The sequence below is a fragment of the Photobacterium obscurum genome (assembly GCF_026191635.1).
In the GTDB taxonomy this organism is placed as follows: Bacteria; Pseudomonadota; Gammaproteobacteria; order Enterobacterales; family Vibrionaceae; genus Photobacterium; species Photobacterium obscurum.
Genome location: NZ_JAKRRW010000032.1, coordinates 38172 through 50438 on the forward strand (window position 1 = coordinate 38172; position 12267 = coordinate 50438).

General features: G+C 48.2%; 14 protein-coding genes. 6 read left to right on the forward strand and 8 right to left on the reverse strand.

The window, feature by feature from the left end; genetic code table 11:
* Positions 1-219: 219 nt before the first annotated feature.
* Positions 220-1281, reverse strand: a complete 1062-nt coding sequence (locus MD588_RS24205; protein WP_265700445.1) for a replication initiation protein — start codon at positions 1279-1281, stop codon at positions 220-222.
* Positions 1282-1813: 532 nt separating this feature from the next.
* Here MD588_RS24205 and MD588_RS24210 point away from each other — a divergent pair.
* Both MD588_RS24210 and MD588_RS24215 read left to right on the forward strand, forming a co-directional pair.
* A complete protein-coding gene (locus MD588_RS24210) occupies positions 1814-2422 on the forward strand; it encodes a recombinase family protein (protein ID WP_265700447.1) in 609 nt (202 codons plus the stop codon).
* 143 nt (positions 2423-2565) lie between these two features.
* Positions 2566-3108, forward strand: a complete 543-nt coding sequence (locus MD588_RS24215; protein WP_265700448.1) for a class I SAM-dependent methyltransferase — start codon at positions 2566-2568, stop codon at positions 3106-3108.
* On the opposite strand, the gene MD588_RS24220 is transcribed toward MD588_RS24215, so the two are convergent.
* The 7 genes from MD588_RS24220 to MD588_RS24250 form a co-directional block, all read right to left on the reverse strand.
* The gene (locus tag MD588_RS24220) at positions 3109-3297 is read right to left on the reverse strand and encodes a hypothetical protein (protein ID WP_265700449.1); all 189 of its coding nucleotides are present in this window, start codon (positions 3295-3297) and stop codon (positions 3109-3111) included.
* Between the two features lie 59 nt (positions 3298-3356).
* Positions 3357-4574, reverse strand: a complete 1218-nt coding sequence (locus tag MD588_RS24225; RefSeq protein WP_265700450.1) for a sensor domain-containing diguanylate cyclase — start codon at positions 4572-4574, stop codon at positions 3357-3359.
* A gap of 385 nt (positions 4575-4959) precedes the next feature.
* Positions 4960-6030 carry an HD-GYP domain-containing protein gene (locus tag MD588_RS24230; RefSeq protein WP_265700451.1) on the reverse strand — a complete coding sequence of 357 codons (1071 nt, stop codon included), beginning with the start codon at positions 6028-6030 and terminating at the stop codon, positions 4960-4962.
* A gap of 314 nt (positions 6031-6344) precedes the next feature.
* Complete coding sequence (locus tag MD588_RS24235) at positions 6345-6662, reverse strand: hypothetical protein (RefSeq protein ID WP_265700452.1); 318 nt, start codon at positions 6660-6662, stop codon at positions 6345-6347.
* Positions 6663-6671: 9 nt separating this feature from the next.
* Complete coding sequence (locus MD588_RS24240; RefSeq protein WP_265700453.1) at positions 6672-7409, reverse strand: MipA/OmpV family protein; 738 nt, start codon at positions 7407-7409, stop codon at positions 6672-6674.
* A 96-nt stretch (positions 7410-7505) separates the two neighbouring features.
* Entirely contained in the window at positions 7506-8495 is a 990-nt protein-coding gene (locus MD588_RS24245) for a hypothetical protein (RefSeq protein WP_265700454.1), read from the reverse strand.
* A 50-nt stretch (positions 8496-8545) separates the two neighbouring features.
* Positions 8546-9034 (reverse strand): hypothetical protein, encoded by a 489-nt coding sequence (locus MD588_RS24250; RefSeq protein ID WP_265700455.1) that lies wholly within the window; start codon positions 9032-9034, stop codon positions 8546-8548.
* A 453-nt stretch (positions 9035-9487) separates the two neighbouring features.
* On the opposite strand from MD588_RS24250, the gene MD588_RS24255 reads away from it, so the two are divergent.
* The 4 genes from MD588_RS24255 to MD588_RS24270 form a co-directional block, all read left to right on the forward strand.
* Positions 9488-9721, forward strand: coding sequence for a hypothetical protein (locus tag MD588_RS24255; protein WP_265700456.1), 234 nt, complete (start codon positions 9488-9490; stop codon positions 9719-9721).
* Between the two features lie 43 nt (positions 9722-9764).
* Positions 9765-10259 carry a hypothetical protein gene (locus tag MD588_RS24260; RefSeq protein ID WP_265700457.1) on the forward strand — a complete coding sequence of 165 codons (495 nt, stop codon included), beginning with the start codon at positions 9765-9767 and terminating at the stop codon, positions 10257-10259.
* 104 nt (positions 10260-10363) lie between these two features.
* The gene (locus MD588_RS24265; RefSeq protein ID WP_265700458.1) at positions 10364-10525 is read left to right on the forward strand and encodes a hypothetical protein; all 162 of its coding nucleotides are present in this window, start codon (positions 10364-10366) and stop codon (positions 10523-10525) included.
* Positions 10526-10588: 63 nt separating this feature from the next.
* A partial coding sequence (locus tag MD588_RS24270) for a UvrD-helicase domain-containing protein (protein ID WP_265700459.1) occupies positions 10589-12267 on the forward strand: 1679 nt, incomplete at its 3' end.

A 12267-nucleotide genomic window follows, 5' to 3' on the forward strand; every position in this document is an offset into this window, starting at 1 on the left:
CTGTGATTTCTTCTTTGGCTCCCCTTGCGTACTGCTGTCCGGTTGACCGCTGTTTGTTGCGGACAGTGCAAATCGTTTTTCCAGCAAAGTAAGGGGTAAATAGTCTGCAGTGACAGAATTGAGGGAGCGAAGCCGGAAGGTGTCCGTATCTATTGACCGTTTATTTCGGATAGATGAGGCGTAAGGGGACGGTACGCAGTGGCAATGAGTGCGGAGGGGTTAGTCTCTCAGCATGGCTTCTTGCATGGCGGAGCTGAATTTTTGCATGAAAGCGGTATTGAATCGGCAGCCGTTTTCGGTCAGTTGCGCGGTATATTTCATTACGGTGTTGAGTTCGTTGACTGATGGGTTTCCATGCTCGCCGGCTTTGAATGCATCAACAAGCTGGTAAATCATCATGGCATGGTCAATCGGTGACGGTATCTGGCCAAGTTTCTGGCGCAGGGATTTTTCCTGTTTATTGGCCGGTGTCTTCCAGCTGAACAGGAACTCAATCTTGTCAATTTTTCGTCCGGTCTTGATGGCCTTGTAGCCCCAGCTGCCGTTGTCGCCGCAGAGGTGAAAAACGATATTCGGATCGTGTTGCCTGATCTCTTCCAGCGGGGCGCGGATGCAGCGCTCAAGAAAGACTTTGTTGTTGCGGTAGCTTTTTTTGACCAGCCCGTCCTTATGATCGGTCAGGCCAAAGAAGCAATGCAGATCGGGAACTGTCATCGGGTGCAGCTGGGTATGCGGGTATTTAAACCGGCATAGCAGCGGATAAAGACGCTTGGCGTGCTCTTTTCTTAGCTGGCGAAAGATATGGTGGTCGACCTGGGCGTGGCCTTGGTGCGCGCCGAGATATTCCTCTGCAAGCTCGTCATTAGGGATGATAGTGAGTGTGGCATTGTGGTAACTCAGTCTCTTGAAAAGCGGAATGAAGGTAAAGGCGTGTTTGTCGTGGTTGGTTATGCCTACGCGCTTGAGGCTCAAGGAATCGCAGGGACGGGCGAGGGTATTAAATAGATCGCTCTTCTTGACGCCGAACCATTCACAAAGCACGTCGGAGTGAAACTGGTACACCGGGGCGTGGAGAACCTGTGTGTCGGGGGATGCTCTCCAGTGCTTTTTGTGTATCCGGCTTAGCAGCAAGGCCATGATGTCGTGTTCACGGGCAGTCAGATTCAGGCGGTTGAACAGCAAACTGTGGGGTTGTTTGAAGAAGGTTGATGGCAGCTGTTTGCTCGCCGAAGTCGCGATTACCTGATTGTTGACCGTTTTTTTGCTTGAGTGTTTTCTCATCATCTGATCCAGTTATTTCTCAGCTTGCTGTTGTGCCCGGGCTACCCACAGTCATTTCCTCCGCATCGGAAAAATGTGTGACCGTTAGCGGAAGAAGACGATCATGGATCGGAAAATGTTGTTACCCTTAGCGGAAATAAACGATCAGTAGCCGGAAAAATATGATCAACAAGCGGAAAAATCTGTGACCTTAATGCTTGTAAAGTACTGTTATTAATCTTATTTTCCGGCCCTATAGATCTTATATACTCTATATATTTTTATAGAGCTTTATAGATTGTTATATAGCGTGTGGATAACTGTATAAACCCGCCAGCACTTACGCCTCTCTGTTCCCTCTTAATCTCTAACATGAGGTTGTGAGCCGTCGCAGTAACATTTCGCTGGCTTTTTGTACTAGTTCGCAGTTTCATTTCGTGCTTGTAGATCTCTGCGGCGAGTATGGAACATCGTTAACAGTGTTAATCCAGTCAACCTATCGGGCTGGTTGCCATTGATAAAGTGCACCAACATTGAATACAGGGAGAGGAATATGAGCAATTACGCCTATCTGCGTGTGTCCACCGACAGCCAGGATGTCGCCAATCAGAAGCACGGTATTTATGACTATGCCAACCGGGTGGGTTTGTCGAGCCTGGTGTTTGTCGAAGATGTTGTCACCGGGCAAAAAAAATGGCACGAGAGAAAGCTGGGGCAGCTGCTCGCCGGAACGGAGGACGGTGATACTTTGGTGTTTGCCGAGGTGAGTCGGATTGCCCGTTCGACGCTGCAGGTGCTGGAAGTGCTTGAGTTGTGTATGGAAAAGGGCGTCAATGTCCATATCGCCAAGCAGAATATGCAGCTTGATGGATCGATGCAGGCCAGGATCACCGCGACGGTATTGGGACTGGCTGCCGAAATAGAGCGCGAGTTTATCTCGATGCGCACCAGGGAGGCCCTCGCTGCCCGCAAACGTGACGGGGTGATCCTGGGGCGACCGAAAGGGCCAGCCAATACCCTCAAACTCGACAGCCGGCGCGAGCAGATAGAAAAGTACCTCGGCATGGGGCTGGGGATACGGGCGACGGCAAAGCTGATCGATGCGGCGCCGAGCACCCTCAGCGATTATGCCCGGCGACGCGGGATAAGGCTCAAGCAGTAACCGCGGGCAGGCTGCTCGGTATTTTGCGTGAAGGTGCATGGGCTTTCCGTTCTGATTTCACTGTTAACGTGCTGATAAGTAATAATATGTTGAAATAATTTCAGCCTGAAATCGCCACTGTTTCAGGGCTATGCCGGTCGAGAATGGCCGAGGGCGCGCTGGCCCGCCCCTGTGGCAAGCTCGGCACTGATGTTTCCAACAAGATGAATGATACCAATGCATTTATTACCGAGCGAACGATTGAGGCGTTGGCACCTAAAACCGGTGAATCTATTATTGAACTCGGGCCTGGCAATGGAGTGTTATCGTGCGGACTTGTTCAGGTACTCATCCAACTGCATGCCGGGGATTGTCATGATGTGGCTGTGGATGTTGCGAGCATCGACGGTCTGATGGCTGTAAATGTGCTGTATTTTGTTGACGACCTCGATCGACTGCTGGCGCGGATCCGGCCATGGTTTCGGCCCGGCGGACGGTGTGTTTTCGGTATCAGGCCGGCTGCTACGCTGAGGAGTCTCTGTTTCCATGAATTTGGTTATCATATCCGCCTGGTTGAAGAGATCGAGAATACGATGCGAACTCATGGCTTCGGCCAAATCACTCACACCCATTTTGATGAGGGGGAGGGTAGCCCGGGGGAACTTTCATTTCCCAACGGTTCGATCATCATCAAGGCGATAGCTTAGTCAAAGCGCCAGCGCCAACCATAGCAGCGGCTGGGTACCAATGGCGAAGAAGTTGCCAAACAGCACCATTTCTTGCAGCTGTAGATGGGGAAGGGGAATAACATACCGATGGCTTTCCCAAACCCATTCGCTTCCTCGCAACGTTTCAGGGTAGGGGAATTGGACTGTGAGGAATACGGGCCTAAGCATTTATCGACTGATCGTCAGGTCAATGCACGCATCGAGTTTAGTGACAATGCAGTTTACTGCTATTGTCCGCTTGTCTGCCCCGCCACCCGACTCTGATCTTTGCCATTGTGCTTGGCGGTATATAACGCCTCATCGGCGCGAAAGAGCAGGCTGTCGAGCCCGGTATCAGCCGGGCTGAGTGCCGCTATTCCCATACTTGCGGTATAGCCGAGCGGCTCGTTTTCGACTTTTGTACAAAAGGTTGGTGTGTGTCGGCGAAGACGCTCGATGATCATCTGCGCCTGTTCGACCGTTGTCTCGGGCAGCAGCAGCATAAACTCCTCGCCGCCCCAGCGGCAGATATAGTCGTTCTGGCGCAAGGCACGTCGGCAGGTGGCGGCAAAGTGCTGAAGAACCTCATCACCGACATGATGGCCGTACCGGTCGTTGATCGACTTGAAGTTGTCCAAATCTATCAGCACACAGCACAGAGGCTGCCCAGTGGCCAGGTGGCGGGGGATTTGCTGTTCGGCGATATCAGTGGCGGCACTCCGGTTGAGCAGGCCGGTCAGGCTGTCGTGGTTTGCCCGGTATTCCAGCTTTTCGCGAAGCTGGTACTGTTCGGTCACATCGATGGCTGTTACCTGGATCGCACGCTTGCCGTTCCAGGTGATTGGACGCGAGATCAGGCTCAGCCAGATCGTCTTGCCGTCAACACGCTGGCACTTTGCATCGGTTTTGATGCTCTTTCTCTCGCCGGCCAGCAAAGCCTCATTGTCACCGTGGGCCTGTTGATGGTAGATCTCGGCGATCAGCGGCAAAATCGAATCCGAGTTCAGCAGCGACTGTTCATCCTCGAAGCCGAGCATTTGAGCGTAGGCCTGGTTGCAAAACAGCGGTTCGAAATTACGGTGAACCAGCAGCCCCTGTATCGAGCCGTCGACCAGTTCGCGGTACCGAAGTTCGCTGGCATGGAGCTGGCTCAGTGTATTGAATTGGTTGCTTATGTCCATGACGGAGATCTGCAATGCCGGCTCACCCTGCCATTCCACAATATGGTCGACGGTCAGGACGACAAACTCGTTGCCGGCACTGTCGATATTGCGGTAGGTCTGGATACCGGGTTTTTCCCTGCCGGCCATGATGGCCTCGTAGGATTGCTGGGCCGCTTCGCGCTCATGGGGAGCAATCAGCTCGCGCAGATCGCTTAACGTAAGCATTGCCTGCCCGGAGTCGTAGCCGAAAAAACGGGCATAGCTATCATCGGCAAACAATGGTTTGAAGTTCCGATGGATCACTGTGCCGTAGGATGAGTCAATTCGGAAACGTTGAGTAACAGGGCTGATAGGCGAACTCGCTTGCTGAAATTACATTTATTACTAATAGCCATCATACAGCAAATATAATTAAGATCATTTTCTTTGCCGGTTTAATTTTTGATTTTAATCTTAAGTGCAATGTTTACAAACAATAAGTATTGCTTTTTAGATGATGATGTCTGTTATTTTTGACGCCGTTTGTTACCGAATAGGAAATACAGCCCAGATTAGGCAGATAGCATACAACCATCTGCTTAAGCTGGTCTGATCAAATATCATGATGTTATTAATATTGACAGCATAAAGACGCTTTGTTTAATTGCTTGGCACCTTAGGTAATATTCAATACTTTTTATAATTGTTATTAGGCGACGCTTTTCATATCGAGACTACCTTCGAAATGTTCGATAAGCGCGGAAACACACCTTGGATCGAGTTTATTGTCATCGACCATCCTCGATAGCTCATTGAGAGCATCACGGTATGACCAGGCTTTTTTATAGGGACGCTCGCTAGTGAGGGCGTCAAAAATATCCGCGACTGTTACGATCCGGCTGAACATGTTGATTTGATTGCCGGACAGCCCTTTAGGGTATCCGCTGCCATCGAGCATTTCGTGATGGCAGCCGATAATATCCTGAATAAGCCCGTACACTGTATGCTGTCTCATCATCTCATCACAAGCTGCATCGAAAATGGCCAGCCCATGTTCAACGTGCTGTTTGATCTCTTGATACTCTTCGGCTGTCAGTCTGCCTTTCTTGTGCAAAATACGGTCCGGCGTGCAGATTTTGCCGATATCATGCAGTGGGGCGAACTTGATCAGCTGGAAAATATGGTAGTCGCTAATGTCTACCTCTTTGGCCACATACGTCGATATGATTCGGGCCAGGTTGCGCAGTCGCACGCAATGCTTTGATGTTTCGATGTCTCTGATCTCAGAAGTTTTCTCGGCGAATTGGTTGAGCGAGGTGATCTTGTCGAATATCAGCCTTTCGCTGATTATCTCTTCTTTGATCTGTGCGAGCGCCGTTTGGAGCTTACTGATTGTCTGCGCGCTGAAGTAGGCTTCTTGCCTGGAATTAAAGAAAATGAAACCCAGGAAGCGATCTGAAAAATAGACGGGAACGGTGTAGGATGAAAGGAGTTTGTTTTCCAGAAGCCAGGAGTTTGCCTTATTAAGGGGCGGAGATAATAATGTCGAATAATTGTCAATTATTCTGCATTCTTTGCTTATTGCGAGTTGATTTAGGGATCTGGCTTCCGATAGCTTCTGGCTGTGATGTTTTAATGGCTGAAATTTATTTGTTGAGTCAACATATGTTCTGAGGTATCCATCGTCATCAAGCAAGGCTATTGATGTTCTATCTATTTCATATTTTGTGTTTATTATTTCTTTATGTATCTTTTTTATTCTACTACTTAATTCGTACATAGATAAGCCTAAGTTACCGCATTGAATTAACGTCAATTATATGGCGCTTAAGCATAAAATAAATTGCAGTGACTATTAATTGTGATTAGTATCTCAAACCACTACGCTGTTGTTAATAAGGAGCTCATTAGGCAGGGGACTTATTTTCTGATGGGCGTTTATTTTTTATGGTGCTGAATGCGATGGATGAATAACGTCTTATTTGTTGGTTGTTGGTTGTTGGTTGTTGGTTGTTGGTTGACGGTGTAAATGGCAGCGGGCACGACAGGTGCCCGCCACTAGAGGATGCAACTAGAGGAAGGGTTAGCGAGGAGCTAGCCCAGCCACTTGTCAACCAGTGCCTTGCACATAATATCCTTGCCCCATTCCGGCTCTTTCTTACCGATCCGGCCCATTTCCTTCAGTTGGCTTTTGGTGATTTTGTTGGTGTACCACTTCGGCTTGTTACCCAGATCGTATTTGCTGGCAACCGCGAGTTTGATAAGGCCAAACGTGGGCTTGTCGATCCGCTCAGAAATTTTGCACATCTCGGCCTTGCCGAAGATGACGCCGATTTGATTGGGAGACTTCGCCTGCGCCATGCCGGAAAAGAGGCAAAGCGCAACCGCTGCTGAAGTAACTAATTTTTTCATGATAATGCCTTAGAAAATATAGGAGACGCCGAATGTGCCGCTCAGGGCATCGTCACGGCGAACAATCGGACTGTCTGCAATCTCGCTGTCAAGTTTGGTATAACGGGCTGAAAGGGTCAGGCGAAGTGACTTTGACAGGTACGCGTAGGAGCCAAGACCGACAAACATTTTTCCGCTGTTCCCAGCATGGAATTCATCAAACCGGGTTCTGCTGGCTTCTTCCGCAGAGACGCCATAAAGGTGATCGTTAAGCTCTTCGCTGTTGTACGCATAGCCGATTTCAGGGATCAGGCCGTAGAAGCCGCGGTTGATATGGTGCTTCCAGACAAGCTCGCCATAGTAGCCCGTTTCGGTGTTGTTAAGAGAGGTACCCACCGTTGCCTGGAGTGTACCGACAGCGCCCTTGTGTTGTAGCGTTACGCCGCCGAGTGCTCCTGCCTTTCTCTCATCCAGCAGCTTGATATCGGCATCGTCAGAATCTTCAGGCTTCAGGGTGCGTGGGTCATAGGCGACGCGAAAGATAAGGTTAAGCGGTGCATCACGGTGAACCAGGTGATAGCCGAGCTCAACCCCCTCGATATAAAACTGATCGCCCTGATAGCCGATAAACGGGAAAGGCTCAACATTGGAGTCCAGGCCCTTGTATACTGCCGGCGAGTAAGAGCTTGTCAGCCCCAGTGAGACTTCTCCCGCATTCGCTGATGATGCAGCGGCTGCGATTACTGCCGATAAGATTAGTTTCTTCATTTCTTTCTCTTGTTGTTTATGTCCGCTCTTAACAAACGCCGTCCGTTATGGGTCTGAGAACTTTGGTTATTGTTGTTGTCTGAACTGGTTTCCCTGTTACTGATTTTTAAACGTGATGACGTCTAGTTTTCTGGCTAGCTCTGCATACGCCCTGGCCTTGCCTCTTGCCATCCCGACATAATAGCTGTCGCCGTAGTAGTGCTTTCCGTTGAAACTGTACTTCTCGCACTTCTCCTGGTTGAACGCATTGCAGTATCCGTATGCCGTGAATTCCCTGCCGTTTGCGGTAACCTTTTCGTCCAGCTTGAACACGTGGGCGGAAAAGTAACTATTAGCCTGTGGCGACACCCTGAAGGCACTTGCCATGTTGGCTGCTATTCTTACCTGCTCCGCAGGACTTACCGTAATCTTGTGGCCGGCAGCCTGGAAGTCGGTGTTTTCGAGGTGGGAGTAAAGAATAATGACCTCCTCGTCCTGGTAGTTCACGATGGCGCCGGCATTGCCGTAGCGGTACCGATCGGTGTTGAACCTGTCCAGTATCTTGCCGCTGATGGTCTCAAACGCTGGGGCAGGGAGCTCGGTGCTGGCTTTTTCGCTGATCAGCCTGATCATGCTGTGCTTGGCATTTCCTGAGTTATACGCCAAAAACGTCTCAAGCTGGTTCGGCTCGAAACTGTATCTGGTGCCTTCAATCGAGATAAGGCGGAGCAAATCGTCACCGAGCAGCCCAAAGGCCAGCTCCGATTTGTCGACTGTTAAATAATCAACCCCCACATGCCTGATGGCCGAGATAGCCTGCGCCCTGTCTATCTCTCCGGATGCCAGCGACGTGACGACCGTCGAGACAAACTTCTTGCTGAGCATTGCATTCTCTTTGTTGTCATTGCCCCCGACCGATAGCCTGGTAGTTTCGAGTGCTTTGAGGCCTTTCGAAAATCCTATGAAATCAACCGTTGCTATCTTCTCATCGAGGCTTTCTCTGATCTGCGCCGATTGATACTCGTAGTAGGCCATTGTTAAGCCGATGACGGAGGCGCCGGCAACTGCACAGGCGGCAGGAAGCAGAACCCACTTGTTTATTTTCATCTTGGTTTTTCCGGATGCTGCTACAGGTCGCTGGCAGAGCCGCTGTATGCTTAGTTGCGGTATGCCGTGACCATGTAGTTGTTATAAATCGACTCTTTTTCCCGGGTGATGATGTCGAACTTCACGCCGTTGTAAGTTATCTTGCTTTTGTCACCGTTGTAGCCCTTGCCAAACGGCATCCCTGTCAGGTTCTCCACCGCGTTACCGTCCTGTCCCCAGCTGTTAATGGCCGATGACAGTGCAGCCTTAAGCATTTTTACCTGGCCGAGTCCATAGGTCGCGCGGTTGTCTGCATAGATCGTCGCGGTGATCTCTTCGTAGCCACTGCTCGACTTGGTATAGCTGGCTTGGGCGAAGGTGCCGCCGTTGGTACTGGCAATTTTACATTGGACGTAGGTCGGGTCCTGATAGCTGATGACACCGCGCGCACAAACCGGATTGGACGCTTTAAAGTAGGACATCGCGTCTTTGACCTGTGTCCCCGCCGAGACATTGAGTGATACAGCAACAAGCGAGAATGCGAGCAATGATGGTTTCATCTTAACACCTTACGTTTAATGGGCGTTGTCCGTTATAAGATCAAAAAAAATGGCGAATGATATCGCCCAATAGCCAGTGGCAAAAATTCTGGCTGCGTGAATTCTATGGAAGTCTTTTGTCTAAATCAATATTAGTTTGTAAATATTAAGTTGCGGCTGGTCTTATTTTTATGTTCGTATTCAATAATGGCTTTTAGCCAATGTAATGTGCCATGAAGTCAGCAGCATAGGCGAGGTGATAGAAAAAGCAAAGTGAAGGTTAATATTTCTGATTTAGCAATACATAGTGGAAATAGGGGTCAGTGACGGTTAAAATGCATTAGGGCTTACTATTGCATACACTTTCACTTAAGTCCGTGAACCCACTGCCAGGTAAAAAACATGAAAAGGGAACTAACCCGCAGGCATAAGGCCAGAATAAGCCGACTGGTATATTGCGCCAGGTTAAACGCTATGCCTGTCTCTGCCTTTGTTGATCTTCTCCGGCGCCGCGCTGAAGACCGGCGCCGGCAGCGCGAAGCGCGTCGTTACGGTGTCACGGCTGGCTGGGACAAGGCAGAAAAACACAGCGAGATGTTTCTCACTGTTCCAGAGATCACGGGCAAGGGAACCGTCACCGGATATCGCGCATTTTTCACAAGGAACATGATGCCAGAAGATAAACGCACACTGTGGGACACGCTATGAACGACACCAGTCAACCATTGCAACAAGGTAAGGGCCACCACAAATGATGGATAACGTGATCGTCAAGTTTTCTGCACCGACGCCCTGCCTTCCGCTCTTTCTGGATCATGAACCCGGCGAGGCAGAAACGCTCAAGATTCTGTTTGAGTGCCCCACACTCAATCCAAGCCAGAGCCACAACAGGGCATTCGTCTCGCAGTTTATTCGAGCTAGCCTGGCATATTATTGCTGCCTGGACAGTGACGGCATCAGTGAAGACGAAACCATAGCGGCGATTTTCAGTTCGGCATACAGAAAGTATGTCGGCGGCGAGCGTATCGGCCGCCTGTTTTGCAACGAAGAAGGCGAGGGCGGTATCGATGATATCTCGATATCAATTTACACCTTCTACCAAGATCTGCTGGACATGGCCGGATTGAGCGTAGAGTCTGAGTACAGCCCCGGCCGCAGGGTAGTCAACGGGGTGCCCGAGTCGTCGGAGATCAATACCGTCGGCGATCTGATTGATACCTATGCGCGGGTTATCGGCGGTACCTAGCCAGCACCATCGGCATGAAGATGAAGCATAAAATGGTATAGCGTCGCTTGGGTAAACATCTCAGCCTTATGGTTGTCGGGGGCTTTTAATTCGGTGTGGTTTTCATGCATCTATCTGGCTATGTTGCAAAAAGTATTAATGGGGTAGAACTGGATACGAAAGACTTCAAGCATGTTGAGAAGTTGTTTGTACTGCCAAAGCTCTTGTTGCTGATGGTGGCAGTAGTACCGTTTCCAGTTTTTGATAATGAAAAAATCGATGTATAGCCCTAATTTTTAAGTAAGGTCGCACTATTGTTTGGGTAGCCCTCGTGTTAATAAGAAGTGATAATGAAGTTAAAAACAACGTCCTTTTATTCCTGGATCAATCGTCTTCGCAATAGACAACAAAGAGTAGAGTTAACTCCAACAACTCTAAGGTTGGGAATTGGTACTGTCAATAAAGAATTACCAATCGACACGATAGTTGAGTTAAACATTAAGTCCCATCTATTTTCTGAACATCTAGAGATACTCGTTGACGGTGGGCAAAGATTTGTCCTCAAAGGATACCGGTCCAAAGAGCTTCAATGTTTTTCTCAAGCAGTTATCGAGCAGTTATTAATCTTCATTGCGGCAAGCGATCGATGGCAGGCATACGAAACTGCATTAAATACTCTAAACCAAGAAAGCCAATTTTTGTCTTCATATGAGTGGCAGCCGATAGCCACAGCATTTCAATTAATACAAAAGCTTGCTCACTTAGGCGTTACAGAAGTTCAGCTAACGACACCTCTTCAGAAAAGAGTCTTTAAGCTAGCACTCAATCTTTCTGAAGGTAGTGTTAGTGAGTTAGGTCGTAATCTTCACAATAGACAAGTTACCCCCAAGCTTGTTGGAAAGCATGAGCAGTTCTTTGATTTTATTGAAAAAAAACCGCTTACAGATAAGCAAAGAATTGCATGTGTAACTGATGATGACCACACCCTAGTTATTGCAGGTGCAGGCACAGGGAAAACAGCAACATTAGTGGGGAAGGCTGGTTATCTTGTTGAAGCAAATATTGCTAAAGCTGAGAACATACTTATGTTAGCTTTTGGTAATAAAGCGGCGGCAGAAATGAATGAGCGAATTGAAGATCGTATTCCTCTTATGTCTGGTCGGCTAAAGGTAAGCACATTCCATGCATTGGGTAATGATATTCTTTCTAACTATCATGGTTTTAAGCGTTCAATTACTTCTTTTACCGAACAGCCTCATCAATTCACAAAATTTATTGATGACACGCTTAGTGACTTAGCTGAACAAGATCCACTGTTTAAATCTGCTTTGGTCAATTATTTTTCTAGTTTAAGTACTCCTGGAAAATCTGACATAGATTTCGAATCCATAGAGGAATACAACGAATTTCTGTCAAGTTGTCGCTTGATTACGTTAAACAATGAATGGGTTAAGAGTGTAGGTGAACTAAGGATTGCCAACTATCTAGCTTTGAATGGAATTGAATATGAATACGAAACCGATTACAAATTCAATACTAGAAGTGTCGATCGCCGCCAATACCAACCTGATTTTTATTTACCCGATGTCGAGCTTTACATTGAGTACCTTGGGTTGGACGAGAATAACAATACTGCGCCATATATAGATAAAGATGAGTATCTTGCTAGCTTAGATTGGAAACGCGAGTTACATGAGTCGAAAGGCACTCATATGCTTGAACTATATACTTACCAACTCCAAAAGGGTCTCTTACAGTCATCTTTAGCAGCGGCATTAGACGAGTATAAAGTACTAGCTGAACCTGTTGCAATCGATGTGTTATTTCAGCAACTTAAGGAACAAAATGAAAGCCAATGGAAAGGCTTTATAGATTTACTGCAACGTTTCTTAAGCTTATATAAAGAGGGGCAGTTTGATTCAAGTACGGTTCGAAGTGAGTTTCTTAGCGGAGGTTATGATATTGAGAGGTCTGAAGCCTTTCTAAGTATTTTTGAACCCGTTTTAGCTGTGTATCAAGAGCACTTAAC